The organism is Leucobacter chromiisoli (genome assembly GCF_016522505.1).
Classification (GTDB): domain Bacteria; phylum Actinomycetota; class Actinomycetes; order Actinomycetales; family Microbacteriaceae; genus Leucobacter; species Leucobacter chromiisoli.
In genome coordinates this window covers 121,256-148,093 of sequence record NZ_JAEHOH010000005.1, presented here as the reverse complement: position 1 = coordinate 148,093, position 26,838 = coordinate 121,256, and the positions used below count along the sequence as shown (strand labels likewise).

The 26,838-nt window shown below is 71.1% G+C and carries 26 protein-coding genes; 16 read left to right on the top strand and 10 right to left on the bottom strand.

Features of this window, described 5'->3' with window-relative positions; all coding sequences use genetic code 11:
* Positions 1 to 118: integrase core domain-containing protein (locus JD276_RS04365; protein WP_200114248.1), on the top strand; the 118-nt coding region annotated here is incomplete at its 5' end.
* A 10-nt stretch (positions 119 to 128) separates the two neighbouring features.
* Here JD276_RS04365 and rsmD read toward each other — a convergent pair.
* Entirely contained in the window at positions 129 to 713 is a 585-nt protein-coding gene (rsmD, locus tag JD276_RS04360; protein WP_200114247.1) for a 16S rRNA (guanine(966)-N(2))-methyltransferase RsmD, read from the bottom strand.
* A gap of 61 nt (positions 714 to 774) precedes the next feature.
* On the opposite strand from rsmD, the gene JD276_RS04355 reads away from it, so the two are divergent.
* The 6 genes from JD276_RS04355 to mutM all read left to right on the top strand — a co-directional run bounded on the left by JD276_RS04355 (position 775) and on the right by mutM (position 6,177).
* Positions 775 to 3,036: an ATP-dependent DNA helicase RecG gene (locus tag JD276_RS04355; RefSeq protein ID WP_200114243.1), complete on the top strand. Its 2,262-nt coding sequence runs from the start codon at positions 775 to 777 to the stop codon at positions 3,034 to 3,036.
* A gap of 76 nt (positions 3,037 to 3,112) precedes the next feature.
* A complete protein-coding gene (coaD, locus tag JD276_RS04350; RefSeq protein ID WP_200114242.1) occupies positions 3,113 to 3,607 on the top strand; it encodes a pantetheine-phosphate adenylyltransferase in 495 nt (164 codons plus the stop codon).
* A gap of 35 nt (positions 3,608 to 3,642) precedes the next feature.
* Entirely contained in the window at positions 3,643 to 4,167 is a 525-nt protein-coding gene (locus JD276_RS04345) for a YceD family protein (RefSeq protein WP_200114239.1), read from the top strand.
* 43 nt (positions 4,168 to 4,210) lie between these two features.
* Positions 4,211 to 4,414, top strand: a complete 204-nt coding sequence (gene rpmF, locus JD276_RS04340) for a 50S ribosomal protein L32 (protein ID WP_200114237.1) — start codon at positions 4,211 to 4,213, stop codon at positions 4,412 to 4,414.
* A gap of 125 nt (positions 4,415 to 4,539) precedes the next feature.
* The gene (gene rnc / locus JD276_RS04335; RefSeq protein WP_233615334.1) at positions 4,540 to 5,223 is read left to right on the top strand and encodes a ribonuclease III; all 684 of its coding nucleotides are present in this window, start codon (positions 4,540 to 4,542) and stop codon (positions 5,221 to 5,223) included.
* Between the two features lie 3 nt (positions 5,224 to 5,226).
* Positions 5,227 to 6,177, top strand: coding sequence for a bifunctional DNA-formamidopyrimidine glycosylase/DNA-(apurinic or apyrimidinic site) lyase (gene mutM / locus JD276_RS04330; protein ID WP_200114234.1), 951 nt, complete (start codon positions 5,227 to 5,229; stop codon positions 6,175 to 6,177).
* A 173-nt stretch (positions 6,178 to 6,350) separates the two neighbouring features.
* On the opposite strand, the gene JD276_RS04325 is transcribed toward mutM, so the two are convergent.
* Complete coding sequence (locus JD276_RS04325; RefSeq protein WP_200114232.1) at positions 6,351 to 7,058, bottom strand: bleomycin resistance protein; 708 nt, start codon at positions 7,056 to 7,058, stop codon at positions 6,351 to 6,353.
* Between the two features lie 46 nt (positions 7,059 to 7,104).
* Here JD276_RS04325 and JD276_RS04320 point away from each other — a divergent pair, with 46 nt between their 5' ends.
* Positions 7,105 to 7,716 (top strand): PadR family transcriptional regulator, encoded by a 612-nt coding sequence (locus JD276_RS04320; protein WP_200114230.1) that lies wholly within the window; start codon positions 7,105 to 7,107, stop codon positions 7,714 to 7,716.
* The gene (locus JD276_RS04315; RefSeq protein ID WP_200114228.1) at positions 7,713 to 8,501 is read left to right on the top strand and encodes an SDR family oxidoreductase; all 789 of its coding nucleotides are present in this window, start codon (positions 7,713 to 7,715) and stop codon (positions 8,499 to 8,501) included. Before JD276_RS04320 ends, JD276_RS04315 begins: the two co-directional genes overlap by 4 nt.
* Positions 8,502 to 8,649: 148 nt before the next feature.
* On the opposite strand, the gene JD276_RS04310 is transcribed toward JD276_RS04315, so the two are convergent.
* Positions 8,650 to 9,147 (bottom strand): HXXEE domain-containing protein, encoded by a 498-nt coding sequence (locus JD276_RS04310; protein WP_200114226.1) that lies wholly within the window; start codon positions 9,145 to 9,147, stop codon positions 8,650 to 8,652.
* Complete coding sequence (locus JD276_RS04305) at positions 9,144 to 9,686, bottom strand: hypothetical protein (protein WP_200114225.1); 543 nt, start codon at positions 9,684 to 9,686, stop codon at positions 9,144 to 9,146. The genes JD276_RS04310 and JD276_RS04305 overlap by 4 nt, the downstream gene beginning before the upstream one ends.
* A 166-nt stretch (positions 9,687 to 9,852) precedes the next feature.
* Between JD276_RS04305 and JD276_RS04300 the strand changes: the two genes are divergently transcribed.
* Both JD276_RS04300 and JD276_RS04295 read left to right on the top strand, forming a co-directional pair.
* Entirely contained in the window at positions 9,853 to 10,455 is a 603-nt protein-coding gene (locus JD276_RS04300) for a DUF1345 domain-containing protein (RefSeq protein WP_307866443.1), read from the top strand.
* Positions 10,456 to 10,625: 170 nt separating this feature from the next.
* Positions 10,626 to 11,198: a GNAT family N-acetyltransferase gene (locus JD276_RS04295; RefSeq protein WP_200114223.1), complete on the top strand. Its 573-nt coding sequence runs from the start codon at positions 10,626 to 10,628 to the stop codon at positions 11,196 to 11,198.
* Here the strand turns inward: JD276_RS04295 and JD276_RS04290 are convergent.
* Positions 11,176 to 11,592, bottom strand: a complete 417-nt coding sequence (locus tag JD276_RS04290) for an MmcQ/YjbR family DNA-binding protein (protein ID WP_200114221.1) — start codon at positions 11,590 to 11,592, stop codon at positions 11,176 to 11,178. The two genes, JD276_RS04295 and JD276_RS04290, sit on opposite strands and share 23 nt — an antisense overlap.
* A 218-nt stretch (positions 11,593 to 11,810) precedes the next feature.
* On the opposite strand from JD276_RS04290, the gene JD276_RS04285 reads away from it, so the two are divergent.
* Both JD276_RS04285 and JD276_RS04280 read left to right on the top strand, forming a co-directional pair.
* Entirely contained in the window at positions 11,811 to 12,659 is an 849-nt protein-coding gene (locus tag JD276_RS04285) for a 3-hydroxyacyl-CoA dehydrogenase (protein WP_200114220.1), read from the top strand.
* A gap of 208 nt (positions 12,660 to 12,867) precedes the next feature.
* Complete coding sequence (locus JD276_RS04280) at positions 12,868 to 16,605, top strand: chromosome segregation SMC family protein (RefSeq protein ID WP_200114287.1); 3,738 nt, start codon at positions 12,868 to 12,870, stop codon at positions 16,603 to 16,605.
* Between the two features lie 6 nt (positions 16,606 to 16,611).
* On the opposite strand, the gene JD276_RS04275 is transcribed toward JD276_RS04280, so the two are convergent.
* The 4 genes from JD276_RS04275 to JD276_RS04260 all read right to left on the bottom strand — a co-directional run bounded on the left by JD276_RS04275 (position 16,612) and on the right by JD276_RS04260 (position 22,456).
* Entirely contained in the window at positions 16,612 to 17,604 is a 993-nt protein-coding gene (locus JD276_RS04275; RefSeq protein WP_200114218.1) for a C-terminal binding protein, read from the bottom strand.
* Between the two features lie 3 nt (positions 17,605 to 17,607).
* Positions 17,608 to 19,245: a thiamine pyrophosphate-dependent enzyme gene (locus JD276_RS04270; protein WP_200114217.1), complete on the bottom strand. Its 1,638-nt coding sequence runs from the start codon at positions 19,243 to 19,245 to the stop codon at positions 17,608 to 17,610.
* Positions 19,246 to 19,351: 106 nt separating this feature from the next.
* Positions 19,352 to 20,704, bottom strand: a complete 1,353-nt coding sequence (locus JD276_RS04265; protein ID WP_200114215.1) for an MFS transporter — start codon at positions 20,702 to 20,704, stop codon at positions 19,352 to 19,354.
* An 81-nt stretch (positions 20,705 to 20,785) separates the two neighbouring features.
* Complete coding sequence (locus JD276_RS04260; protein WP_200114213.1) at positions 20,786 to 22,456, bottom strand: amidohydrolase; 1,671 nt, start codon at positions 22,454 to 22,456, stop codon at positions 20,786 to 20,788.
* Between the two features lie 199 nt (positions 22,457 to 22,655).
* On the opposite strand from JD276_RS04260, the gene JD276_RS16295 reads away from it, so the two are divergent.
* Both JD276_RS16295 and ftsY read left to right on the top strand, forming a co-directional pair.
* Positions 22,656 to 23,579 carry an Lrp/AsnC family transcriptional regulator gene (locus JD276_RS16295; RefSeq protein WP_200114211.1) on the top strand — a complete coding sequence of 308 codons (924 nt, stop codon included), beginning with the start codon at positions 22,656 to 22,658 and terminating at the stop codon, positions 23,577 to 23,579.
* 69 nt (positions 23,580 to 23,648) lie between these two features.
* Positions 23,649 to 24,524, top strand: coding sequence for a signal recognition particle-docking protein FtsY (ftsY, locus tag JD276_RS04250; protein WP_200114209.1), 876 nt, complete (start codon positions 23,649 to 23,651; stop codon positions 24,522 to 24,524).
* Position 24,525: 1 nt separating this feature from the next.
* On the opposite strand, the gene JD276_RS04245 is transcribed toward ftsY, so the two are convergent.
* The gene (locus tag JD276_RS04245; RefSeq protein ID WP_200114208.1) at positions 24,526 to 25,182 is read right to left on the bottom strand and encodes an SGNH/GDSL hydrolase family protein; all 657 of its coding nucleotides are present in this window, start codon (positions 25,180 to 25,182) and stop codon (positions 24,526 to 24,528) included.
* A gap of 84 nt (positions 25,183 to 25,266) precedes the next feature.
* Here JD276_RS04245 and ffh point away from each other — a divergent pair, with 84 nt between their 5' ends.
* Positions 25,267 to 26,838 (top strand): signal recognition particle protein, encoded by a 1,572-nt coding sequence (ffh, locus tag JD276_RS04240; RefSeq protein WP_200114207.1) that lies wholly within the window; start codon positions 25,267 to 25,269, stop codon positions 26,836 to 26,838.

Below are 26,838 nucleotides of genomic sequence, written 5' to 3'. Positions count from 1 at the left end.
CTCAAACGACGAGCGCACCGCAGCCCTTGACCCCTGGCTCGAGCACTACAACACTGGACGACACCACTCAGCCCTCGGAGGAAAGCCCCCGATCAGCCGACTGCGACCAACGCCCTGACCCGGTACAGCTAGGCGGTCGCGGGCTCCGCCCACCACAGGGCGGTCTCCCCGTAGCGCTTCTCGCGCAGCAGCGAGACGCCCGCCGGCCAGGCCGGCTCGGGGGAGCGGCTCGATCGCTCCACGAGCACGGCCGCATCGTCCGCGAGCAGCGGCAGGAGCGCCGCGAGGTTCGCCGTGAGCTCGGCCTCCCCGAGGTCGTAGGGCGGATCGAGCAGTGCGACGTCCCACCGGGGCGCGGGATCCTGAGCCTCGAGGAACGTCTGCACCGACTGGCGGGCCACGTCGATACGCGGCGCGCCGGATCCCGGGCCGCCGAACGCGCCGAGCACGACGCGGGCGTTGCGCCCCGCGACCTGGGCCGCCTGGGCGTGCCGCTCGACGAGGGTGACCGACTCCGCCCCTCGGCTCGCGGCCTCGAGCCCGAGGGCGCCCGAGCCCGCATAGAGGTCGAGCACGCGGGCACCGTCGACGAGGCCCCAGGACTCGAGCGTCGAGAAGATCGCCTCGCGCACGCGATCGCTGGTCGGTCTGGTGCCCGACTTCGGCACCTCGAGGCGGAGGGAACCTGCGGCCCCGGAGATGATGCGGGTCATGCCTCGAGCGTATCGCCTGGTGGCGGGGCGCGATGTCCGCGGCGCCCGATAGCCTGGGAAGGTGAACGGCGCAGGGCACGGCACTCGACCGAACGAGGGGTTCGAGAGGAACCTCTCGTCGATCGTCGGCGGGCGCACGGCCAAGGGCCTCGAGCGCGCGTTCGGCATCGTCACGGTGCGCGATCTCCTCTACCACTTCCCGCGCCGCTACTCGAACCGCGGTGAGCTGACCCCCCTCGTCGGCCTGCCGGTCGGCGAGCACATCACGGTGCTGGCGCAGGTGCTCGACGCGCGCGAGCGCACGATGCAGCGCAAGCGCGGCAGCATCCTCGAGGTGCGCATCACCGATGGCACCGGCACGCTCGCGCTGACGTTCTTCAACCAGCGCTGGCGGGCGGCTCATCTGCTGCCGGGGCGCCGCGGCATCTTCGCGGGCAAGGTGAGCGAGTACCGGGGTCAGCTGCAGTTGCAGCACCCCGACTACGAACTGTTCGAGGAGCACGAGGCCGCGGCCGACCCCTCGGCGGGCGCCGAGGTGTCGGCGCGGAAATCGGAGGATCTGGACCGGGCGGCGGCGCGCGCGTACGCGGAGCGCCCGGTGCCGATCTACCCGGCGACGGCGCAGTTCCCCAGCTGGACGATCGAGAAGGCCGTGGGGCTCGCGCTCGACGCGCTCGGGCCGGTGGAGGATCCGCTGCCGCGCAGCATCCGGGAGCGCGAGGGCGTCTTCGCGCTGGGCCCCTCGCTCGAGCTCATCCATCGCCCCGAGCGCACGGCGGACTGGCGGAAGGCCAGGGACAGCATGCGCTTTCGCGAGGCCTTCGAACTGCAGCTCGCACTGCTCGACCGCCGTCGCAGAACCGGGTTGGCCGAGAGCACGCCCCGCCCGCAGCGGAGCGGGGGGCTGCTCGACCGCTTCGATGCGGCGCTGCCCTTCGAGCTGACGGGCGACCAGCGCGAGGCCTGCGCCACCATCGGCGCCGAGCTCGCCCGCCCGCACCCGATGCACCGGCTGCTGCAGGGAGAGGTCGGATCCGGCAAGACGCTCGTCGCGCTGCGCGCCATGCTGCAGACCGCCGAGAGCGGCGGGCAGAGCGCGATGCTCGCCCCCACGGAGGTGCTCGCCGCCCAGCACTACCGTTCCATCACCGAGACCCTCGGCCCCGATCTCGCCCCCGAGTTCGTCCCGGTGCTGCTCACGAGCAAGATGCCCGCGGCGGAGCGGCGTCGGGCGCTGCTCTCGATCGCCTCGGGCAACTCCCGCGTCGTCGTCGGCACCCACGCCCTGCTCGGCGACAAGGTCACCTTCTACGATCTCGGCCTGATCGTGGTCGACGAGCAGCACCGCTTCGGCGTCGAGCAGCGCGAGACCCTTCGGCAGAAGGGAGCGCAGCCCCACGTGCTCACCATGACGGCGACACCGATCCCGCGCACGGTCGCGCTCACCGCGTTCGGAGACCTGGAGGTGTCGACGATCCGGGAGCTGCCGCCGGGGCGCCAGGGCATCGAGACCTTCGCGGTCCCCGTGCTCGAGCGGCCGAAGTGGGCGGAGCGGGCCTGGCTGCGGGCGGCCGAGGAGGTCGGGAAGGGGCGCCAGGTCTACGTCGTCTGCCCGGCGATCTCGGCGGGTGCGCGGGAGGACGGCGACGCTGAAGCCACCGAGGGGGCGGAGGGGCCCGGGGCCGCCGATGCGGGCGGGCCCGACCGCCCGCTCGCGAGCGTCGAGCAGACCGTCGCCGAGCTGCGGGCCCGGCCCGATTACGCCGGGCTGCGCGTCGAGGGGCTGAGCGGCTCGATGAGGCCCGAGCAGAAGGACGCTGTCATGCAGGCCTTCGCGGCGGGGGAGATCGCGATCCTCGTCGCGACGACCGTCATCGAGGTGGGCGTCAACGTGCCCAACGCGTCGATGATGATCGTGCGGGACGCCGACCGCTTCGGCATCTCGCAGCTGCACCAGCTCCGCGGCCGCGTCGGCCGGGGCGAGCACCCCGGTCTCTGCCTGCTGCTCACCGCCGCGGAGCAGGGGAGCGTCGCCCGCGAGCGCATCGAGGCCGTCGCGGCCACCGGCGACGGCTTCGCCCTCGCGGAGGCCGACCTCGAACTGCGCCGCGAGGGTGACATCCTCGGCACGGCGCAGTCGGGAGGCCGGTCGACCCTGCGGCTGCTCAGGGTGGCCGAGCACGGAGAGCTCATCGCGCACGCCCGCGAGGTCGCGGCCGAGCTCCTCGAACAGGATCCGACGCTCGAGGGCGCTCCGGGGCTCTGGGATCTGCTGCGCCGCGAGAACGAGTCGGGGCACCTCGAGAACCTGGCGAAGTCGTGACGCGACCAGCTCGTTCCCACCGCCGTGCCACCGAACTCGCAGCTTCTCCGGGATGGGGACGCAATAGGGTGGGATCATGAGCAGGATCGCTGTGGTTCCCGGTTCCTTCGACCCCGTCACGAAGGGGCATCTCGACGTCATCCGCCGCGCCGCGACGGTGTTCGAAGAGGTGCACGTGCTCGTCGTGCACAATCCGGGCAAGAACGCGATGCTGCCGATCTCCGAGCGCGTGAACCTGATCCAGAAGGCGATCGAAGAGGATCCCGCCATGCCCGGCAACATCACGGTCGCCTCCTGGTCGATGGGCCTGCTCGTCGACTACTGCACCGAGGTCGGCGCCGGCGTGCTGGTGAAGGGCATCCGCTCTCAGATCGACGTCGCCTACGAGACGCCGATGGTGCTGATGAACCGCAGCCTGGCGGGCGTCGAGACCGTCTTCATGCTCCCCGACCCGGGGCACGCCCACGTCTCGAGCACGCTCGTCCGACAGGTGGCGGCGCTCGGCGGCGACGTGAGCGAGTACGTGCCACCGGCGGTGGCGCGCTTCCTCGACAACAGTCGGCCGGCGTAGAGCGTCTCCGCAGGGCGATCCGTTAGGCTTGCCCGGTGACCAGCAAGAACGTGTACCGCGAGAACATCCGAGAGCTCGTCGGCCGCCCGGGCGAGATGCGCGAGCGGGAGCGAGACATCGTCGTGCCCGAGCAGCTCGGGGAGGCGCTCGCCGAGATCCCCGCGGGTGAGCGCATGGACCTCGCCCTGCGCCTGGAGTCGGTGCACGAGGGCATCCTCGTCTCCGCGGACGTGCGCACGACGATGCACGCGGAGTGCGGCCGCTGTCTCACGAAATTCACCACGCCGTTTCAAGTCGAGTTTCAGGAGCTTTTCGCGTATACTCCTACGGAGGCCGACGAGTATGAGGTTCACGGTGATCACGTGGATCTTGAACCTCCGCTCCGAGACGCGGTAGTGCTCGCACTACCGTTCCAGCCTGTGTGTCGCCCGGACTGTCCGGGGCTCGATCCCGAGTCCGGTGAGCTGCGCGATGCTGAGGCTGATGCGGCGCCCGCGGTGAGCATCGACCCGCGGTGGGCGGCGCTGGCTGAATTCAAGGCTGAAGAAGAACGTGACTAGGGCGTGAGCCCTGGTCGATGAAGCAAGTAGGAAAGAGAACATCATGGCTGTTCCCAAGCGGAAGATGTCGCGCTCGAACACTCGCCACCGCCGTTCGGCGTGGAAGGCCGAGGCTCCCAAGCTGGTCAAGACCGTCGAGAACGGCAAGACCGTCTACAGCCTCCCGCACCGCGCGCGCGTGGTCGAGGATCAGGCGGGCACCCCCCTCTTCCTCGAGTACAAGGGCCGCAAGGTCGCAGACGTCTAAAGACCTGTCACGTGAACGGGAACGAATCCTCGGTCCCGCACCACGAGCGGAGAGAGCCGTCGGGTACGCCTCAGGGCGGACCCGGCGGCTTTCTCGATCCGTTCGGGGTCGCGGTCGATCCTGAGCTGCTCGAACTCGCCCTGACGCACCGATCGTGGGCCTTCGAACACGGCGCGGCGCCCCACAACGAGCGCCTCGAGTTCCTCGGCGACTCGATCCTGGGGCAGGCGGTCACCGTCAAGCTGTACCTCGACTACCCCGAGCTCAGCGAGGGCGAGCTCGCCAAGCGCCGTGCCGCGCTCGTCTCCACCGTCGCGCTCGCGCGCGTGGCGAGGGGTCTCGACCTCGGCGCCTCCCTGCGCCTGGGCAGGGGAGAGGAGCAGTCGGGCGGGCGCGAGAAGGAGTCCATCCTCGCCGACGCCGTGGAGGCCGTCATCGGCGCCGTCTACCTGTCGACGGACCCCGAGACCGCTGCGGGGTTCGTGCGCGCGCTCATCGCGCCACTGCTCGCCGACCCCGAGCGCTTCGAGGAGACGCTCGCCCTGTTCGACCCGAAGACCGCGCTCCAGGAGGAGGCAGCCGCCCGCGGACTGCCGCACCCCTCCTACCTGGTCACGGGAGAGGGCCCCGACCACGATCGGCGCTACACGGCCGTCGTGAGGCTCGAGGACATCTCGGGTACCGGCACGAGCACGAGCAAGAAGGGCGCCGAGCTGCTGGCGGCGCGCGACGCCGTCGAGCAGCTGCGCGCGGCCGGGCGCCGACGCGGGAAGAGCGCGCGCCGCGGTTCCTCCCGCGCGAAGGGCTGAGAAGTGCCCGAGCTGCCCGAAGTCGAGGTGGTGCGCGCCGGGCTCGCGCCCGCGGTCACCGGCGCTCGCGTCGCGGGCGTCGCGGTGCTGGATCCCCGGGCGCTCAAGCGCCACGTCCCCCTCAGCGGTGACGACGGGCTCGGTGGCCACGGAGTCACGCTGAGCGACGCGGCCGGCGCGCTGCGTGCGGCAGACTTCGAGCGGCGCACGACCGGGCTGGTGCTCGACGCGCCGGTTCGTCGGGGCAAGTTCATGTGGATCCCGGTGCGGTCGTCCGGCGGTCCCGCTCAGGCGCTGCTCGCGCACCTCGGCATGAGCGGGCAGCTGCTGCTGCGCTCGCACGACGCCTCTGATGACCGGCACGTGCGGGTTCGGCTCTGGATCGAGCATCCGGAGCACGGCGAGCTGCGGGTCGACTTCGCCGACCAGCGGCTCTTCGGATCTCTCGCCCTCGACGGTCTCGTGCCGGCGCCGGACGGGATCGGGGGCGCGACGGCGATCCCGAGCCAGGCGGTGCACATCGCCAGGGATCCGCTGGATCCCGCGTTCGACGACGCCGGCTTCGTGCGCGGACTGCGCTCCCGGGCCACGGGGGTGAAGCGGGCGCTGCTCGACCAGCGGCTCGTCAGCGGCATCGGCAACATCTACGCCGACGAGGCCCTGTGGCGGGCGAGGCTGCACCCCGAGACCCCCGGTGCGATGGTGGGGCCGAGGAAGGCCGGAGAGCTGCTGGTGCAGTTGCGCGCGGTGTTCGCCCAGGCCCTGGCCGAGGGCGGCACGAGTTTCGACGCGCAGTACGTGAACGTGAACGGCCAGGCGGGTTACTTCGCGCACTCGCTGAACGCGTACGGGCGTTCCGGCCAGCCGTGCACGCGGTGCGGCACGGCGATCAGGCGCGTGCCGTTCGGCGGCCGCTCCTCGCACTTCTGCCCGCGGTGCCAGCGGCGGCGATGAGCTGTGCGTAGCCAAGCTTGGCCGACCCCGGCACCATCAGCCCGAGTTCGGACAAGCGCTGTGTCTCGAGGATGACCGGCTCCGTCGGTGCATCGCCGATGTCGCCGAGCCATCGCTTCTCGCTGTCAGCGGTGCCGTCGGTATGCTGCGGAGTCGCGGGCGAGGTATCCGGCTCAGGGCCGACCCGTCAGGTCTGCCAGCCGTGCCAGATCGTCGCGGACCGATTCCCGTTCCTCGTCGGTCAAATGGACCGCGGCCGCCCTTTCGAGTGCGGAGGCCGCCGCCGTCTCATCGCCGAGACGCCCCGCCACGTCGCCTCGCATGATGAGGAGGCGTACGAGTTGCAGGGGAGGCGGATGCTCGTCCTCGAGTCCGAGCGCCCGGTCGATGATCTTCGCCGCGCCCACCAGATCCTCCTTGGAATCGGCGAAGAGCGCGGCGCTGTGCAGCGCCCGCGCAAAGGTCTCCTGAGGCGCAGGGCGGTGGTGGAAGTCTTCGCTGATGGGCTGCCCGACGCGGATGCAGTTGCCTCCGGGGTCCGTCATCAAGAACTGCCGCACTCCGTAGGACATGTCCTTGAGTGGTCCGATCCGCGGTATGCCCCGGCTCGGGATCTTGCCGTGTGCGGCCTTGAGCCCGGAGCGGAATGACTCGTACAACCCGTCCACGTCGTCGGTGAGGATGTAACACGTGCTGTACGACTCGCTGGGCTCATACTTCTTCATGCCGAAAAACTGCAGCACGATGTCCCCCCGCTCGACAGCGGCGAACGGATTGGGGCTCTTCTGCAGGAAGGTGACCTCGAAACCGAGGGCGAGGTAGAAATCGAGGACGGGCTGGATGGTCTGACAGGGGAGCAGAGGGATCGTCTTCTCGGCCATGCTCGATACACTAGTCAAAGTTGAATAGAAGAGAAAGACTCGCTGCTTGTCCGCCATCCGCCTCCTCGTCCTGGGCGCTGTCCGCCAGCGCGGCCGCGCGCACGGCTATCAGGTGCGCAACGACCTGGAGCACTGGGGAGCGCACGAGTGGTCGAACACGAAACCCGGCTCGATCTACCACGCGCTCAAGCAGATGGCCAAGCAGGGTCTGCTCGTGGCTCGCGAGGTCGCCCCGTCCACCGTGGGCGGGCCGCCGCGCACCGAGTACGAGATCACGGATCGGGGAACCCAGGAGTTCCTCGCCCTCCTCCGCGAAGCACTCGTCTCCCACGACGAGAAGATGGACGCCCTCTCAGCCGGCATCGGATTCATCGTCCACCTGCCGCGTGAGGAGGCGGTGGCCTTGCTGAAGAAGCGGGTGGAACGGCTCGAGGAATGGCGCAGGAGCGTCACCGACTACTACGCCCCCGAGGGCGGACCCGGCCAGTTCGGCCACATCGGCGAGATCATGCACCTCTGGGTGCACTCGGCGGATGCGGGCGCGGAATGGACCCGCGGTCTGATCGACCGCATCGAGAACGGGGCGTACGTCTTCGAGGGCGAGGAGCGCGTCCACGCTTCCACGCCCGCGCCGCCGGTCTCTAGTCTGGAGTCATGAAGATCGCGATCGCAGGTGGAACCGGTCAGGCGGGGGCGCAGGCGGCCCTCGCGGCAGGCGAGCGCGGGCACGAGGTGATCGTGCTGGCGCGTTCGGAGGGGATCGATCTCGTCTCCGGTTCCGGCGCCGCCGCTGCGCTGGACGGGGTGGACGCCGTCATCGACGCGTCCGGCGTGAGGCCGGGAGACGATCCGGTCGCATTCCACGAGGCGGTCGTTCGCTCGCTCGCGGGGGCGAAGCCGCCCCGCATCGTCGTGCTGTCGATCGTGAACTGCGACCGCGCGGGCGACTACCCGCTGTACCGCGGCAAGCTCGCCCAGGAGCGAGCCGTCGAGGGAAGCGGCGTCCCGTTCACGATCGCCCGCACCACGCAGTTTCACGAGTTCGCCGCGCAGGTGTGGCGCAGGGGCGCCCGCGGGCCCCTGCATTTCAGTCCGCGCATGCGCACCCGACCGGTCGCCGTGCGCGAGGTCGGAGCCCGCCTCGTCGATCTCGCCGAGGCCGCACCCGTGGGCCGCGCAGCAGATCTCGGCGGTCCGTGTGAGGAGTCCCTCGTGGAGATGGTGCGCGGGTATGCCCGAGCGAGCGGCGCCGGGCGTCTTGTGATCCCGATCAACCTCGGCGGCGCGTTCGGCCGAGCTCAGCGCGACGGATCCCTGCTGCCGGAGCCCGATGCGCTTCGGGGCACGGAGACCTTCGCGGAGTGGCTGGTGCGCGTCGCGGCGGCTGCGGGTCGACGAGGAGCGGGCGGTGAGGATCGAGGACGCTCCGACGAGCCACGGTGATCGGGCAGCCGGTGTACGCGATGATCGACGGTGAGGTCGTACGCACCTCCGGCTGGCGGCGGGATCATCGGGCGCGCTGGGGATGCTCTGCTTCATGGTCGAGGGTGCGATCCGCGAGGCGAGCGCCCCGGGTTTCGTCGTCTCGCGATCATCCTCGACCAGCTGGAGCTGCGCCTCTCACGGGGGTGAGGCGGGCGAGCGCGTGGCAGGCGAGGGCCGCGGGGATGAGGATCGCGGCCCCGAGCAGGGAATCCCGCGTTCGCAGCGGGATCCCCGCCCGACGCAGCTCGTGCCGCGCGACGAGGGCGCCGGGCAGCATGACGGGGAACGCGGTGGCGACGCCCGCGGTATAGGAGCGCTGCGCCGCGGACGCGAGCAAGTGGGTCGCCACGTGGCCCTCGAGGCCGGCCGTCACGGCGCGGTAGAGCCGGGACCGTCCGCCCGTTCGGTGCCTGCGGCGGCAGGCGAACGCTACGAGGGTGCCCATGAGTCCGACCGCGACCCAGGACTGTCGGCCATCCATGCGCGGCCAGGGCAGCCCGGTTCTCTCGGCCAGGCGCTCGCAGGTCGAGGGGAACATGACCGCCTCCTCGACGTCGTGCAGCGCCCAGGCGATCAGCAGTGCGGCCGGGCCCCGCGCCCTCACGCCGCCGCCCGCGGATGGTGGGGATCCGGGAAGCGTCGCAGCCGTCGCAGGGCGAAGGCCTGGCTTCCCGCGAAGAGCGTGATGTCCGCTGCGACGGCGAGCACCGCGAGCACCACCAGCAGGGCCGCCCCGGTCGTCGAGACCGCCGCGACGGCGGCCGCGGCGAACAGGTTCGCGATCATGACCAGCCGCAGGGCGGTGCGCAGCGGAAGCCGGCTCAGCATGACCAGGATCAGGCCCGCCCAGGCGACGACCCCGAGGCCCAGGGCGGCCAGCAGCCAGCTCGACATGGGGAGCGCGGTCGCGATCCGCGGTGCGCCGAGGGCGACCCCGGCCCCGAGGATCGTGCAGTAGGCCGCGTCGAGCCGCAGGCTCAGCCGCCCGATCCGATCACCGCTCCACTTGCGACTCGGACCGCTGCACTTGCGACCCAGACCGCTGCCCGGGTCGTTTCTCGGAACGGCTCTGGGGTCGTTTCTTGGGTTGTTGCTCGAGTAGGTTCTCGGGTCGCTGCCCTCGTCGCCGCTCTGCCCGCACATGTCATCCACCCTAACCCCGCGCGGTGACGCCACGAGGCGCTTGCGCCGTTTCCCGGAGTTCTCCGCGAGGGAGCGATAACTGCTGCGCTCCTCGGGGAACGGAGCAGTTATCGCTCTCTCGCGGGAATGCGCACGGCGGCTGCGCCTGCGCTCCTGCGCGTCGATCGTGCTCGGGGTCGCCGCCGGCGCCACCGCTGCTCCGACGCTCGGGATCGCGGCCGGACTGCTCGCGGGGTGGGGGATCGTCGCGCTCGTCAACGCGGTCTGGATACTGCTGCTCGTGTGGCCGATGGATCCGTCCCAGACGCGAACTCACCCCACCGTCGAGGATCCGGGCCGCAGGCTCGCCCCCGCGATCGCCGTGGTCAGCAGCGTCGCCAGTCTGGCCGCGGTGGTCGTCGTCGCGGCCCAGGCGCAGCGAGCGGATGGGGCGACCGCGTACTTGCTGGCCGGAATCGCGCTGCTCAGCGTCGCAAGCTCCTGGATGCTGATCCAGGTCGACTACATGCTGCGCTACGCAGACCTCTACTACCGGCCCGGTCCCGATGGGCAAGAGCGGGGCGGGATCGACTTCAACCAGACCGGGCCGCCGCAGTACTCGGATTTCGCGTACTTCTCCGTCGGTCTGGGCATGACCTATCAGGTGGCCGACACGAACGTGAGCCGGACTGACGTGCGCCGTGTGGTGATCGCGCAGACCCTGCTCGGCTATCTCTTCGGCGTCGGCATCATCGCGAACGTGGTCAATCTCATCGCGGGCCTGGGCTGAGGGGAGCTCGCGACCGGCGGCCCATCCGCGGGGCCGGCGAGGGCTCGAGCTGCAGATCCTGCGGCTCGTGATCTCGCGCAGGACGATGGAACGCGGACTTTGGAACAGCCCTGGCGCTGTGGCCGGTTCCGCTGAGACAGCGTCGCTGAGGCATCGTCCATACTGAGTCCATGGGGATCGAGGTGCGGCCGGCGACGGTGTTCGAAGACGTGGCGACGCTCGTGGGGCCGAAGAAGCCGACCTCGAACGTGTGCTTCTGCCTGAGCTACCGCATCGGCAGCAAGGAGAACGTCGCGCTGCGGGGCCCGGCACGCGCCGACCGCGTGCGCGAGCTGTGCGCGCAGGATCCGCCGCCCGGTGTGCTCGCCTATCTCGACGGCGAGCCGGTCGGATGGGCGGCGGTGCACCCGCGCTCCGAGACGAGCTTCGCGCGGAACCGGCTGATCCCGCATATCGACGACCTCGACGTCTGGTCGCTGTGGTGCTTCCGGGTGCGGCCCGGGTACCGCAAGCGGGGGATCATGCACGCGCTCATCGACGGGGCCGTCGAACACGCCCGCGAGTGCGGCGCACCGGCCATCGAGGGCTACCCGGTCGACAACGCCGGCGAGCCCGTGAACCTCACGATGGCCTACGTCGGTACGCGCCGGCTCTTCGAGCGGGCCGGGTTCGAGAAGGCCGCCGACACCGGGTCGGTGCTCGACGGCTTCCCGCGCGTGCTCATGAGGATGCCGCTGGGTTAGCCGCCAGCCACGCCTGCGCGGCGGCACGCGGCGCTCGCAGCAGCCAGGCCTCCGCGATCACCTCGCGCAGTTGCGCGACATCGATCGCGGAGAGTCTCAGCAGTACCGCGGGGTATCCGTCGAAGTGCGGGATCGTGAAGAAGAGGCGGGGCAAGGCCGCGAGCAGCTCCTCCTTGCCCTCCAGACCGTCCGTGAGCACTGCCAGGATGTCGCCCTCCGGCCACGCGCGGCCCGATTCCGCGAGTCGCGCCAGATCCGTCTTGCTCGGCGGCCGCTCCCACACGAACGTGCCGTGCTTGCTGCGCCAGGTCGCGCCGCCGCGGTGGCCCTCCGTCTTCTCGAAGGTCTCGGGCAGCTCCAGCGCGATCCTGCGAGCGTCATCGAGCGTCGCCATGATCCGACCCTACGCGCGGGATGCACCGGTTTCCAGAGTTCCGCCGGATCTCCCAGAATTCTCCCGCCCGGGTGCGCCATCCGCCGTGAGCGAAAACCGCGCATCCGACGAGCAAAAGAGAGTAGACCTGAGGGTGAGGCCGGACGAACTGGCATCACGCCGGAAGCCCGACCGGATCAGCGGCTCACGAGGCCGGAATCTCCGAGAAAGGCGAAACAGTGCAGAACCTCACCGTGCTGGGCACAGGCGTGCTCGGCTCCCAGATCATCTTCCAGGCGGCGTACTCGGGCAAGACCGTCGTCGCATACGATCTGAACGACGAGATCCTCGGCGCGCTCCCCGCGCGCTGGGAGTACCTGAAGCCGCTCTACCTGCGCGACCTGCCCGATGCGACCCCCGAGAAGCTCGACGCGGCTGTCGCGCGCATCCGCACGAGCTCCGACCTCGCCGACGCGGTGAAGGACGCGGACATCATCATCGAGGCCGTGCCGGAGCGGCTCGACATCAAGCAGCAGACCTGGGAGCAGGTCGCGGCGCTCGCACCCGAGAAGACGATCTTCTGCACGAACTCGTCGACGCTGCTGCCGAGCGACATCGCGCCGTTCACCGGGCGCCCCGAGAAGTTCCTCGCGCTGCACTTCGCCAACGAGGTGTGGGCCAAGAACACCGGCGAGGTCATGGGCCACGCGGGCACCGACCCCGAGGTGTTCGAGCAGGTGGCGCAGTTCGCCGAGGAGATCGGCATGGTGCCGATCCGCATCCACAAGGAGCAGCCGGGGTACGTGCTCAACTCGCTGCTCGTGCCGTTCCTCAACGCCGCCTCCGGTCTCCTCGTGCGCGGCGTCGCCACTCCCGAGGACATCGACCGCACCTGGAAGATCGCGACCGGAGCGCCGATGGGCCCCTTCGAGATCTACGACGTCGTCGGCATGATGACGCCGTACACCCTCGGGAAGGACAGCGACGATCCCGAGCAGCGCGAGTTCGCCGAGTACATCAAGCGCGAGTACATCGACAAGGGATACCTCGGCAAGGGCAGCGGGCGCGGCTTCTACTCCTACGAGTGATCGAGCGGGTGAGCGGCTGAGGATCCGGTTCGAACCGAGAGTGCGCGGGATCGCGGGTCCTCGAACGACTCCCGCGATCCCGCACCGGCCGCGCGATCCCGCACCGCCAGCGCGATCCCGCGGAATCGCGCCCTGATCCGGTAACGTTTCAAGCGTCCGCCGCAGCGGCGTGGCGAGCGAATCGGCGGAGATCCGGGAAGGGGGCGGCGTGCACCTCAAGAGCCTCACGCTCAAGGGCTTCAAGTCCTTCGCACAGCCGACCGCCTTCCAGTTCGAGCCCGGCGTCACCGCCATCGTCGGCCCCAACGGCTCCGGCAAGTCGAACGTCGTCGACGCCCTCGCCTGGGTCATGGGGGAGCAGGGGGCCAAGACCCTCCGCGGCGGCAAGATGGAAGACGTCATCTTCGCCGGCACCTCGACCCGGGGCCCGCTCGGCCGCGCCGAGGTGCGCCTCACGATCGACAACTCCGACGGCGCGCTGCCGATCGAGTACTCCGAGGTCACGATCAGCCGCACCCTCTTCCGCAACGGTTCGAGCGAGTACGCGATCAACGGGGAGGGCTGTCGCCTGCTCGACGTCCAGGAGCTGCTGAGCGACTCCGGGCTCGGGCGCGAGATGCACGTGATCGTGGGGCAGGGGCAGCTCGACGCCGTGCTGCGCGCCACCCCGGAGGACCGGCGCGGCTTCATCGAGGAAGCCGCCGGGATTCTCAAGCACCGCCGCCGCAAGGAGCGCACCCTGCGCAAGCTCGAGGCGATGGAGACGAACCTCACCCGCCTGAACGACCTCGCGGGGGAGATCCGGCGTCAGCTGAAGCCTCTGGGGCGTCAGGCGGAGGTGGCCCGGGCCGCGCAGGGGATCGCCGCCGAGGTGCGCGACGCCAAGGCGAGGCTCCTGGCCGACGACGTGTTCCGGCTTCGCGCCGAGCTCGACGAGCTCGCCAAGGACGAGGCCGAGCGCCACTCGGAGCGCATCGTGCTGCAGGAGCAGGTCGAGCAGAAGCAGCTGCGCATCGGACGGCTCGAGCAGGAGCAGCAGAGCGACGAGCTCGATGCCGCCCGCCGGGTGACGCTCGGTCTCGAATCGGCGCTCTCCAAGCTGCGCGGGCTGTACTCGCAGGCGCAGCAGCGCCTCACCTTTCTCGCCACCCAGGCCGAAGCACCCGAGCAGCTGGGGCGTGTCAGCCGGGCGGCGGTCGCCGAGGCGCAGGAGGAGGCGGAGCGCCTGGAAGGGCTGATCCCCGCGGCGGAGGATGCGTGGCAGCTCGCCGGATCGGCGACGCGGCGCGCGCAACAGGTCCTCGACGCGATCGATGAGCACCTCGCCGCGCAGAGCGCGCTCGTGTCGAAGCACGATCTGCAGCTCTCGCAACTGCGAGGCCGGGCGGAGGCCGCGGAGCAGAAGCGCGCCGCCGTGGCGCAGGAGGTGCGTCGGCGCGAGCAGGCGGTCGCGCAGGCCGAGGAGCGCGCCGCCGAGGCGCAGCGGCGGCTCGAGGACTTCGAGGAGCAGTCCGGGGGAGGCGAGGGCCCGCCCGAGGAGGGCCTCGACGACGCGTATCGGGCGGCGCAGGATCGCCAGGCCGAGGCCGAGCACAGACGCGACGAGCTGCGGGAGCGGCTGCACGGCCTCGAGCAGGAGCGGGCCGGCCTCGACGCCCGTATCGGGGCGCTCGCGCGCTCCCTCGATCAGCGGGACGCGTCGGCCGCGCTGCTGGCCGACGAGCCGGCCGGGATCCGGGGCCGCGTCGCCGATCACGTGCGCGTGAGACCGGGCTACGAGGCGGCCGTCGGCGCCGCGCTCGGCAGCTTCGGCGACGCGCTGCTCGCGCAGGACGCGACGACTGCGGCCGCGTCGGTGACAGCAGCGCACGAGGGGGACCTGGGGGTGCTCCGCGCCGTGATCGCCGGAGCCGAGGCGGCCGAGGGCGCTGGTCCGGACCCCGACGACGGCGCACCGGAGGTGGCGGGCGCCGTGCGCGCGGTCGACGTCATCGAGGACGCGCCGGCGGGGGTGCTGGGGCTCCTCGCCCGCAGCTACATCGTCGACGATCTCCCGGGGGCCCTGGACGCCTCCGACGAACTGCGGAGGCGCTGGCCCGGCGGAGGCTACACGGTCGTGACCGCGCCCGGCGACGTGCTCACCCGCCACACCCTCGCCGGCGGGTCCGGGCTCGCTCCCTCGCGCATCGAACTCACCGCCGACCACGACCAGGCCGTCGAACGCCGAGACGCCGTCGTCGCGGAGATCGAGGAGCTGAGCGCCGAGCTCGCCGAGACGCGCGAGGCCGCGAACCGCGCGAAGCGCGACGCGCAGCAGGCCTACACCGAGCTCCGCGCCGCGGACGCCCGCCTCGCCGAGGTCGCGAAGCAGCGCCAGCAGCTCGTGGTGCGCGCCGAGACGGGGCAGGCGGAGGCGGAGCGCGCGCGGCAGGCGCTCGCCGCGGTCGCGGATTCGGAGGCCGAGGCCGGCGCCGAGGCGGAGCGCGCAGCCCAGGCGTATGCCGAGGCCGAGGCCACGCCGCGGCCGATCCTCGACGCGAGCGAGCGAGACGGGCTGTTCGCGGAACTCGAGCGCGCCCGCTCAGCAGAGGTCGAGCGACGGCTCGATCTCGAGACCGCGCGCGAGCGCGCCCGGGCGGGCGCGGCGCACCACAGGACCCTGGTGGAGCAGTTCGAGGCCGAGCGCCGAGCCGCCGAGGAGGCCGCACGTCGGGCGGTGCTGCGCTCGCGGCAGGTGGCGCGCGCCGAGCGGGTCGCCGCGCTGCTGCCCGCCATCATCGACGCCTGCGACCGCTCGCTGTCCGAGGCGCGCCTCGCCCAGCAGGCCGCCGAGCAGGAGCGCGCCCGGCACAGCCAGGAGCTGACCCTGCTGCGCTCCGAGGAGTCGGAGCTGCGCCTGCGTCTGCAGAGCCTCACCGAGCGGGTGCACGGCGCGGAGCTCAAAAGCTACGAGCGGAAGCTGCAGCTCTCGGCGCTGCTCGAGCGCTCGGGCACCGAGCTCGGGCTGGTCGAGGACGTGCTGATCGCGGAGTACGGGCCCGATCAACCGGTGCCCGTGGGTTCACGCGCAGATCGACACGACGCCGACCCGCCCCGGACCGCGCCGGAGGCGGAGCACGATGCGGAGCCGCCCCGGACCGCGCTGGAGGCGGAGCTCGACGCCGAGCTCGCGGTGCTGCGCGGACCGGAGAGCCGGCCCGAGGCCGGCGAGGGACCGGAGCCGGGAACCGCCGACGTCGAACGGGGGAGCGCCGATCCCGAGCCGAACGGTGCCCGGGGCGTCCCCTTCGTGCGGGCGGAGCAGGAGCGGCGTCTCGCGCGCGCGGAGAAACGCCTGAGCGAGCTCGGCCGCATCAACCCGCTCGCGCTCGAGGAGTTCGCGGCGCTCGAGCAGCGGCACCGGTTCCTCTCGGACCAGCTCAGGGACCTCACGAAGACGCGAGCCGATCTCGCCACGATCATCGAGGAGCTCGACGAGAAGATGCAGGGCATCTTCGCGGCGGCGTTCGAGGACACGCGCGCGGCGTTCGCCGAGGTCTTCCCGATCCTCTTCCCGGGCGGCTCGGGCGAGATCGCCCTCAGCGATCCCGATGACCTCCTGAACACCGGCATCGAGATGACGGTGCGGCCCGCGGGCAAGAAGGTGGAGCGGCTCTCGCTGCTCTCGGGCGGCGAGCGATCCCTCGCCGCAGTCGCGTGGCTCATCGCGATCTTCCAGGCGCGCCCCAGCCCGTTCTACATCATGGACGAGGTCGAGGCGGCACTCGACGACGCCAACCTGGGGCGTCTGCTGCAGGTTTTCGAGCGGCTGCGCGAGAGCTCGCAGCTGATCGTGATCACGCACCAGAAGCGCACCATGGAGATCGCCGACGCCCTCTACGGCGTCTCCATGCGGCAGGACGGCATCTCGGCGGTCGTCGGGCAGCGGGTCGGCCGCGAGGAGTAGCCGACGTTACGCGGCCGGACGGTTGACCGGGGAGTCGGGAGCGCCCGTCTCGAGCAGCGTGATCACGTTCTGCGCCTGGATCCGCACGTACTCGATCTCGGTGCGCGCGGAGAAGTAGGCGATGTGGGGCGTGAGCACGATGTCGTCGCGATCGAGGAGCGGGTGGCCGGGCGCCGGCGGTTCCTGATCGAGCACGTCGAGCGCCGCGCCGGAGAGCCGCCCGGCGTCGAGCGCCGCCACGAGGGCGTCGTTGTCGATGAGCCCGCCGCGCGAGACGTTCACCAGCACCGAGCCCCGGGGCATCTCGCCGAGGAACTCGGCGTCGATCATGCCGGCGGTGTCATCGGTGAGCGGCAGGTGCAGCGAGAGGGCGTTCGCCGTACGGCGCACCTCCTCGAGGCTCGTGCGCCCGACCCCGAGCGCCTCGAGATCCGCCCGGACCTCGGGAGTGTCGGGGAGCAGCGGATCGTAGCCCACCACCGAGCCGAAGAGCGGCCCGGCGATCCGCGCCAGCTCTCGTCCGATCTTGCCGAGGCCGACGATGCCGAGCGTCATCTCGCTCAGGCGCGGCGGAGCCGACTCCGCTCGATCGTTCCAGTCGACCGGGTTGGCCGAGCCGGTGTAGAAGGGCAGCTGACGCACGCTGCTGAGCAGGATCGCGAGGGCGTGCGTCGCGACCTCCTCGGTGGCGGCGCCCGGCACGTTGGTGACCCACACGCCGCGCTCGGTCGCGGCCTCGAGATCGACGTAGTCGAAGCCCATCGACATGAGCGAGACGATGCTCAGCTGCGGCAGGGCCTCGATGATCTCCCGGGTCACGGATGCGTAGCCGGGGAGCAGCGCGACGGCGTCCTGCGCACCGGCGATGATCTCCTCGGCGTCGCGGGTGCCGAGCACGCGCACCTCGAAGCCGTGGGCCTCCAGCAGGCGGATGCCGATGGTCGGATCGGTGTCGTCGACGTCGGTGTAGACGGCGACGGGGCGAGCGGTCCCGGTCACGGCTCAGGCCTCCTCGGCGGCCGAGAACGCGGCCTGGTCGATGTGGATCAGCTGCAGGCCGCCCGCCGCGACGGCGGCGTCCACGGCTGCGGAGAGCTCGCCCGGGTCGGCCGCCCTGCGGCCGGTGCCGCCGAAGGCGTCGGCGACCGCCGCCCAGTCGGGCTGCACGAGGTCGACGCCCACGGGGGCGATCCCCGCATCGGCCTCGTTCTGCTTGATCTCCGCGTAGCCGCCGTTGTCGACGACGATCACGGTGACGTCCTCGCCCTGCTCGACGACGGTGATGAACTCGTTCATCGAGAACATGAGGGCGCCGTCGCCGATCACGACGAACGACGGGCGTTCGGGGTTTGCGATGCGGGCGCCGAGGGCGGCCGGCAGTCCGTAGCCGAGCGTGGCGTAGGTCGCCATGTACGGGGTCGAGTCGGGCTCCGAGACGCGCAGGGTGTTGAGCAGGCCCCAGTAGGCGATCTGCGAGGAGTCTGTGGCGACGATCGCGTTCCCGGGAAGCGCCGCGGCGATGCTCTCGGCCAGGGCGGTGTTGCCGGGGGAGAGCTCGGCGCACTCGGCGCGCACGGCCGCCAGGGTCTCGCGCACCCGCGCCTCGGCGCGGTCGGTGCGCTCGGCCGGGGGCTCGGCGGCCGGCAGCGCCTCGAGGAGTGCGCCGAGCGCGGCCGCCGCGTCGGCGACGATCCCGAGATCGGACGTCTGGTTCTTGTCGATCTGGGAGGCGAGCAGGTCGACGCGGATCACGGTGCCGCCGGCCTCCAGGCGCGGGGCCCAGAGCTCGGCCTCGCCGAGCTTCGAGCCGACGACGAGCAGCACATCGGCATCCTGCGCGATCCGGCGCCCCGCGGCGAGCCGCAGGTTCGAGCCGACCGCGAGCGGGTGGTGCTCGTCGAGCACGCCCTTCGCGTTGAGGGTGGTCACGACCGGTGCGGCCAGACGCTCGGCCAGGGCGCGCAGCTCGGCGGTGGCGCCGCGGGAGCCGCCGCCCGCGAGGATGACGGGCCGCTCGGCTGCGGCGAGCAGCGCGGACGCCTCGGCCACGACGTCGGCGGCGGGGGCGGCGGGCGCCGCGAACTCGCGGGGCGCGGTCGCCATCGCGGGAAGATCGGTCTCCTCCTCGAGCACGTCGAGCGGCACCTCGATGTAGACGGGGCGCGGGCGTGTCGTCGCGAAGAGCTCGAAGGCGTCGTGCACCGCGGCGACGGCCTCTTCGGCCGAGCGCACGCGGCGGCCCCACTCGACGATCGCCGAGGCGGCGCCGAGCTGGTCCTTCGTCTCGTGCAGTGTGCCGTTGTCGGCGAACTCCGCGCCGAGCGCGGGGCCCGGGGAGAGCAGGATCATGGGCCGCGACTCGCAGTAGGCGGTGCCGGCGGCGGAGAGCGCGTTGAGCAGGCCGGGGCCGCTCGTGGTGACGACGACGCCGGGCTTCCCGGTCTGCAGCGACCAGCCGTCGGCACCGTACCCGGCCCCCTGCTCGTGGCGGGCGGTGACCGGCCGGATGCCGAGCGCGCCGAGGGGGCGGTAGAACTCGAGGTTGTGCGTGCCGGGGATGCCGAAGACCGTGTCGACGCCGTAGCCCCGGAGGGCCTCCATCACGACCCATCCGGTCGTGCGCTTGGGGGTGGTTTCCATGCTGTTCCTCGCGTTGGTAGTGGTGGGAGCTCGGGGTGTGGGACCCGGCGGTGCCGGCGCGGTCGCGTCGGCACCGCCGGGTCGGTCGCGCCGGAGCGGCGCCGGCTCAGTCGTCCTGGGTGTCGATCGCGGTGGTGTCGAGGCGCGGCGTGAACGACCCGGTGACCGGGGCCGTGTCCGAGTGCTGCGGTGCGAAGCGCACGCCGATGAAGGCCGCGATGGTGAGCACGCCGAAGAACCCGACGACCGACCAGAAGTTGCCGTCGGTCGCGATGAGCAGCGTCGACGCGATGGCGGGCGACAGACCGCCCCACACGGCGGCGCCGATGCCGTACGAGAGCGACATCGAGGTGTATCGCGACTGGGGGCGGAACATCTGCGCCATGAGCGTCGACAGGGGCGCCCAGGCGCCGCTCAGCGTGACGCGGATCAGGATCACGAACAGCCAGATCAACCCGATGTTCTTCGCCTGGATCGAGAGCACGAGCGGGATGATCACGATGAACGACGGGATGATGCCGAGGTACATGACCGTCTTCGGGCCGATCTTGTCGCCGAGCGCCGCGATCGGCAGGGTCACGATGAACTCGACGAGCGAGGCGATCGTCATGGCGCCCAGGATGATGGAGGGATCGAGCCCGATCTCGGGGGTGTCGGCGTAGTTCTGCACGAAGGTCGTCGCGATGACGTAGCCGCCCGACGACATCGCGATGATGCAGAAGCCGAGCAGGATCGGAAGCCAGTTGTTCTTGAGCGCGAAGAGCAGCGGGGTGGACTGCTCCTGCCCCTCGACCTTGGCCTCGAACACCGGGGTCTCCTCGACGCGGTAGCGCACCCAGAAGCCGACGGCGATGAGCACGATGCTGAAGAGGAAGGGCACGCGCCAGCCCCAGCTCAGCAGCGCATCCTCGCCCAGGGCGGAGAGGGCCCAGAACGCGCCCGTCGCCATCATGGCGCCGAGCGGGTTGCCGACCTGCGTGAAGCCGCCGTAGAAGGTCTTCCACTTCGGCGGGGCGCTCTCGACGGCCATGAGGCTCGCGCCGCCCCACTCGCCGCCGACCGCGAGGCCCTGGGCCATGCGGCAGATGATGAGCAGGATCGGGCCCCAGATGCCGATAGTCGCGTAGCCGGGCAGCACGCCGACGAGCGTCGTGGCGACGCCCATGAGGATCAGCGTGATGGTGAGTGCCGGCTTGCGGCCGAGCTTGTCGCCGATGTGGCCGAAGACGATGCCGCCGATCGGGCGCATGAAGAAGGCCACGGCGTAGGTGCCGAAGGAGGCGAGCGTGGCGAGCGCCGGCTCGGCCTCGGGGAAGAAGACGTGCGGGAAGATGATCGCCGCCGCCGTGGCGTAGACGTAGAAGTCGTACCACTCGATGGAGGTGCCGACGAGGGCGGCCATGCCGCCTCTCAGCGCGCGTCTGTGGGAGTTCGGCGCAGCGGCCGTCGAGGTGGACATGTGAGCTCCTTTGCTGGATGCCGGCAGGGGGTGAGGTTCTCGGAGGGGGAGGGCGGGCGCGGGTGCGCCCGCCCGGGAGGGTCAGCGGGCGAAGACGCGTTCGCCGCCGACCCAGGTCTCGGCGACGGAGACCTGGGCGAGCTCCGCGGTGGGAGTCGCGTGGGGATCGCGGTCGAGCACGGCGAAGTCGGCGCGCTTGCCGGCCTCGATGCTGCCGAGCTCGTCCTCGCGGCCCAGTGCGCGGGCCGCCGAGATGGTGTGCGCGCGGAGGGCCGTGTCGAGCGAGACGGCGAGGTCGTCGGAGCCGAGCTGCGTGCCTCGGCGGGTGATCCGGGAGACGGCGGCCTGCACGGCCTCCATCGGCCGCGGATCTGCGACCGGCGCGTCGGACGAGATGGTGACGGGCACGCCCGCGCGCTCGAACTCGCCGAGGGGGTTGAATCGCTCGCCGGGCGTGCCGATGGCCTGCTCCACGCCCTCGCCCCAGTTGTAGTGGTGCTGCGGCTGGTTGACGGGGTAGATGCCCGCCTGCGCCATGCGCTCGATCTGCTCCGGGGTGGGCAGGCCGCAGTGCTCGATGCGGTGGCGGGCGTCGGCGTCGGGGCGATCCGCGAGCGCCGCCTCGATCGCGCCGATCACCATCTCGAGCGCGGTCGGGGACTGGGAGTGGGTCGCGGTCTGCAGGCCGACGCGGTGCGCCTTCCTGATGAGCTCGGCGTAGTCGCCGGGCTCGTGGTACAGCTGGCCGGTGCGGCAGGGGTCGCCCACGTAGCCGTCGGGGAAATAGGCGGTCCAGCCGCCGAGCGTGCCGTCGGAGTAGAACTTGATGCCGGCGAAGCTGAGGTGCTCGTTGCCGAACTGCCCGTGGAGGCCCATCTCGATGGCCTCGTCGAGCAGGTGCGAGAGCAGGTACATGCTCACGCGCACCTTGAGGTCGCCCGACTCGGCGAGGCGGAGGTACATGTCGAACTCCCGGCGGCTGACCTGGGCGTCGCCGATCGCGGTGACGCCGCCGGCGAGGAAGTTCTCCTGCGCCGCGGCGAGCTGCCGCTTGTGCTCCTCGGGCTCGTCGGCGAGGTGGAAGTTGGGGCCGTGGTGGCCGATCTTCACGCCCTCGAGCCCCGTGAGCACGTTGCACGCCGCGTCCGACAGCTCGCCCGTGAGCTCCCCGTCGGCGTCGCGGAAGAACTCGCCGCCCTGGGGGTTCGGGGTGTCGCGGGTCACGCCGTGGAGCTCGAAGGTGTAGCTGTTGACCACGCCGCCGTGCCCCGAGGCGTTCATCAGGTACACCTCGCGGTCGGTGGCGACCTGATCGAGCTCGAAGCGGGTGGGGTGACGGCGCTCGGCGAGGTTGCGCTGCTCGTAGCCGTAGCCTCGGATCGGGCGGCCGGCCGGCAGCGTCTTCGCGGCCTCCTGCAGCAGCGCGACGATCTCGGGGATCGACCCGGCCTTCTCGGGGCCGCAGTCGACCCAGCTCATCATCTGTCCGAGCATCAGCGGGTGGGCGTGCGCATCGATGAATCCCGGTACCACGGTGGCGTCGCCGAGGTCGACGAGTTCGGGGGCGAGCGCGCTCACCTCTGCGGCGGCCGCCCGGCAGGCGTCGACCGAGCCGACATGACGGATCCGGTCGTCGATCACCAGGAACGCCTCGGGAGTGGTGCCTCCGTCGTCGAGGGCGTGGATACGGGCCGCGGTGATGATCTTCGGTGCCGAGAGCGTCGGGGCCTGGGTGAACGCGAGCTTGCGCACGGGGGAACTCCTTCGTGTCGAATTGATATGAGAGTACGTCCATTCGGCGGCGATCGGTACGCGGAAAACCGGAAATCGATATCGAGCGCGCATAGATGTCGGATCGTCGCGGCATTTTCTCGTCTATTCGCGCTGAATCTCGGGGCTGTCGCGTTGTTCTGTCAGGAACGGCGACGTGATTTCTGGCATCATCTGACACGTGAACGAATTCGACGAGGACCTGATCCGCGCCCTGCAGCTCGACGGTCGCGCGCAGTTCTCGACGCTCGCCGCGCAGCTCGGCGTGCACCGGACGCTCGTCGCCCAGCGCGTGGGAGAGCTGCTCGCCTCGGGCGAGATCCGGATCCTCGCGGCCGTGCATCCGCGGGCGGTGGGGCTGCCGGTGCAGGTGAACCTCCAGCTGCGCATCAACGGGCCGACCTCGCCGGTGTTCGAGCAGCTCGGAGAGTTCCCCAACGTCGTCTTCCTGTCGGAGATCAGCGGGCAGTCCCAGGCCGTGGTGGAGGTCTGGGCCGCCGACCTCGACGACGTGGGGCGCTCCGTGCGCGAGATCCAGTCGATCCCGGGGGTGGCGGGGGTGCAGTTCTCGGTCTACGACCGCGTGCTGCGCCGCCTGCGGCTCGGAGAGGATCCGGAGCCGAACGACCTCGTCTTCGACGACTTCGACATCGCGCTCATGGCGCAGCTGCAGACGGATGGCAGGCTCACGTTCGGAGAGCTCGCCCGGCGCACCGGGCGCTCCGCGTCGGCCTGCCGCGCGCGCGTGCTGCGGCTGCTCGACTCGCGCATCATGCGGATCGGCGCGGTGCGCAGCCGGCGGCGGGCGACGAACTCGGTGCTCACGGGTGTCGGCATCATGCTCACGGGCGAGGAGCACGACCTGGCATCGGTCGAGGAGCTCCTGGTCGGGATCCCGACCATCGAGTTCGCCGCGCGAACCCTGGGCCGCTACGGGCTCATCGCGACGATCGCGGCGCGCTCGCTCGCCGATTACACGGCGATCGTGCGGCGCATCCGGGCGCATCCGGGGGTGTACAGCGTCGAGAGCTGGATCCACGCCTTCGTCTGGCTGGAGCGCTACGAGTGGAGCCTCGACCGCTTGGAGCGCCTGGCCTCCCGATGAGGGGCGTGCTCCTCGGGGCGGCGTTCCCGCCTTTCGGCGGTGGGGGAGCAGCGCCGGTAGGATCGAGGCATGGCTGAGCGATCCTGGTCCTTCTCCAAGGCATTCCGCAACATCTTCAGCGGCCCCGAGCTGATCACGGAGGACACCTGGGACGAGCTCGAGACCGCGCTCATCACGGCGGACTTCGGGCCCGACGTCTCGGAGTCGATCCTCGACGAGCTGCGCGCCCAGGTCGACCGGCACCACGTCACGGAGGTGAAAGAGCTCCGGCTCATGCTGCGCGAGTCGATCGAGGATCGCCTGGCGAAGTTCGACCCGACCCTGCGCCTGCAGGAGCGCCCCGCCGTGGTGCTCGTCGTAGGCGTCAACGGCGTCGGCAAGACCACGACCATCGGCAAGTTCGCCAGGTACCTCACCACGTTCGACCGCAAGGTGGTCGTGGGGGCGGCCGACACGTTCCGCGCGGCCGCCGTCGAGCAGCTCGCCACCTGGGCCGAGCGCGCGGGCGTCGACGTCGTGCGGCCCCAGCAGCAGGGTCAGGATCCCGCCTCGGTCGCGTTCCAGACCGTGCAGCGGGCGACGGAGGGCGGCTACGATGTCGCGATCATCGACACGGCCGGTCGACTGCAGACCAAGGGCGGGCTCATGGACGAGCTCTCGAAGGTGCGCCGCGTCATCGAGAAGCAGGCGCCCGTCTCCGAGGTTCTGCTCGTGCTCGACGCGACCACGGGGCAGAACGGGCTGGCGCAGGCTGAAGCCTTCATCGAGCACGCCGGGGTCACCGGGCTCGTGCTGACGAAGCTCGACGGCTCGGCCAAGGGCGGCTTCGTGCTGTCGGTGCAGCAGAAGACCGGGCTGCCGATCAAGCTGATCGGCCAGGGCGAGGGGATCGGCGACCTGACGGGCTTCACCCCGCACGTCTTCGCCCAGCAGTTGGTGGGGTGACTCACCGCCCGGCGGCGTCGACGACCGCCTCGCCGATCGCCGTCCCGAGCACGCGGGCGCCCTCCTCTGTCAGGTGTACCCCGTCGTAGCTCATGCCGTCCGAGAACGCGTCGCCGTCGCGCAGGCCGGCGGCGGCGTCCACCCACGCCCAGCCCTGATCGTCGGCGAAGCGCTCGAGGTAGGCGTTCAGATCCGTCTTGGTCGCGCCGGCGAAGTCGGTCGGGGGCACCGACGACAGCAGCACCGTCTCGACGCCGGCGTTCTCGACGATCCTCGTCAGGTTGTCGCCGATCTGCTCGTGCCCGGTCCAGCCCGCGTCGTTCGTGCCCGCCAGGACGACGAGCACGTCGGCGTCGAGCGGCCCGCGCACGGCATCCGCCATGCGCTCGGTCGTCGCGCCCCACTCTGCCCATCCGCCGACGAACTCGACCTCGGGTCCGATCGCGTAGCTCACCCAGGACTGCGGCCCCGGGGAGCCGCCCGCGAGGTCGATGCTGTCGCCGTCGGTGATCGAGTCGCCCACGGCCGCCATGCGGATGGCGCCCTCGGCCGGCTCCGGCAGCGGAGGCGGCGACGAGCGCGGCGGCGCGGAGGCGCAGCCGACGGCGAGCAGGCACGCCGCGACGACGACGGCTGATCCCGCGGCTCGATGTGGCATACCCGGCACGATAGGCGCCCAAGCGGGGGCTTCGCTGTGCGTCGGGACGGGCCCGCGCGCGAACCCGGTAGAATCGATGGCACCATGGCTACTTTTGGAAACCTGTCTGCGCGGCTCACCGAGACCTTCAAGAACCTGCGGAGCAAGGGCAAGCTCTCCGCCGCCGACGTCGACGGCACGGTCCGCGAGATCCGGCGCGCGCTGCTCGAGGCGGATGTCTCGCTCGACGTCGTCAAGGACTTCACCGGCAGGGTGCGCGAGCGCGCCCTCGGCGACGAGGTGAACCGCGCCTTGAACCCGGCGCAGCAGGTCGTCCAGATCGTGAACGAGGAGCTGGTCGGCATCCTCGGCGGCGAGCAGCGCCGACTGCAGTTCGCGAAGAACCCGCCGACCGTCATCATGCTCGCCGGCCTCCAGGGCGCGGGCAAGACGACCCTGGCCGGCAAGCTCGCCAAGTGGCTCAAGGGGCAGGGACACACGCCGCTGCTCGTGGCCTCCGACCTGCAGCGCCCGAACGCGGTCACCCAGCTCGGCGTCGTCGCCGAGCAGGCGGGTGTCGCGATCTTCGCGCCCGAGCCGGGCAACGGCGTCGGGGATCCGGTGAAGGTCGCCCGCGACGGCGTCAGGGAGGCCGAGGCGAAGCACTATGACTTCGTCATCGTCGATACCGCGGGCCGCCTCGGCGTCGACGCCGAGCTCATGCGCCAGGCCGCCGACATCCGCAAGGCCGTGAACCCCGACGAGGTGCTCTTCGTCATCGACGCCATGATCGGTCAGGACGCGGTGGCGACGGCGAAGGCGTTCCAGGAGGGCGTCGACTTCACCGGCGTCGTGCTCACCAAGCTCGACGGCGACGCCCGCGGCGGTGCGGCCCTCTCGATCCGCAGCCTCACCGGCCGCCCGATCCTCTTCGCCTCCACGGGCGAGGGGCTCGACGACTTCGAGCCGTTCCACCCGGATCGCATGGCGAGCCGCATCCTCGACCTCGGCGACGTGCTCAGCCTCATCGAGCAGGCGCAGCAGGCCTTCGACGAGGAGGAGGCGCGCAAGGTCGCGGAGAAGATCGCCTCCGACAGCTTCACCCTCGACGACTTCCTGAAGCAGATGCAGCAGCTGCGCGGCGCCGGCTCGCTCAAGAAGATGATGGGCATGCTCCCGGGCATGGGCAAGATGCAGGAGCAGCTCGACAACTTCGACGAGCGCGAGATCCTGCACACCGAGGCCATCATCCAGTCGATGACGAAGGCCGAGCGCGCCAACCCCAAGATCCTGAACGGGTCGCGTCGCCTGCGGATCGCCAAGGGGTCCGGTATGACCGTGACCGACGTGAACCAGCTGATCGTCCGTTTCGAGCAGGCGGCGAAGATGATGAAGACCGTCGCGAAGGGCGGGGTTCCCCAGATCCCCGGTATGGGCGCGATGCCCGGTATGGGTGGTCACGGCGGCAGGAAGAAGCAGCAGCCCGCGAAGAAGAAGGGCGCGAAGCGCTCGGGCAACCCCGCGAAGCGGGCCCAGCAGGAGGCCGGGGTGGCCGCGAAGCAGGCCGCTGCTCCCGCCGGCGGGTCCGGGTTCGGGCTCGGCGGAGGCGGCGGCGCGGCTCCGTCGGAGGAGGAGATGGCGCAGCTGCAGAAGATGCTCGGCCGCGGCATGCGCTAG

Coding starts and splice junctions, on each gene's coding strand:
- rsmD (WP_200114247.1), bottom strand. CDS start 713: ATGACCCGCATCATCTCCGGGGCCGCAGGTTCCCTCCGCCTCGAGGTG.
- coaD (WP_200114242.1), top strand. CDS start 3,113: ATGAGCAGGATCGCTGTGGTTCCCGGTTCCTTCGACCCCGTCACGAAG.
- rpmF (WP_200114237.1), top strand. CDS start 4,211: ATGGCTGTTCCCAAGCGGAAGATGTCGCGCTCGAACACTCGCCACCGC.
- JD276_RS04325 (WP_200114232.1), bottom strand. CDS start 7,058: ATGGCCGAGAAGACGATCCCTCTGCTCCCCTGTCAGACCATCCAGCCC.
- JD276_RS04315 (WP_200114228.1), top strand. CDS start 7,713: ATGAAGATCGCGATCGCAGGTGGAACCGGTCAGGCGGGGGCGCAGGCG.
- JD276_RS04305 (WP_200114225.1), bottom strand. CDS start 9,686: ATGTGCGGGCAGAGCGGCGACGAGGGCAGCGACCCGAGAACCTACTCG.
- JD276_RS04295 (WP_200114223.1), top strand. CDS start 10,626: ATGGGGATCGAGGTGCGGCCGGCGACGGTGTTCGAAGACGTGGCGACG.
- JD276_RS04290 (WP_200114221.1), bottom strand. CDS start 11,592: ATGGCGACGCTCGATGACGCTCGCAGGATCGCGCTGGAGCTGCCCGAG.
- JD276_RS04270 (WP_200114217.1), bottom strand. CDS start 19,245: ATGGAAACCACCCCCAAGCGCACGACCGGATGGGTCGTGATGGAGGCC.
- JD276_RS04265 (WP_200114215.1), bottom strand. CDS start 20,704: ATGTCCACCTCGACGGCCGCTGCGCCGAACTCCCACAGACGCGCGCTG.
- ftsY (WP_200114209.1), top strand. CDS start 23,649: ATGGCTGAGCGATCCTGGTCCTTCTCCAAGGCATTCCGCAACATCTTC.
- JD276_RS04245 (WP_200114208.1), bottom strand. CDS start 25,182: ATGCCACATCGAGCCGCGGGATCAGCCGTCGTCGTCGCGGCGTGCCTG.
- ffh (WP_200114207.1), top strand. CDS start 25,267: ATGGCTACTTTTGGAAACCTGTCTGCGCGGCTCACCGAGACCTTCAAG.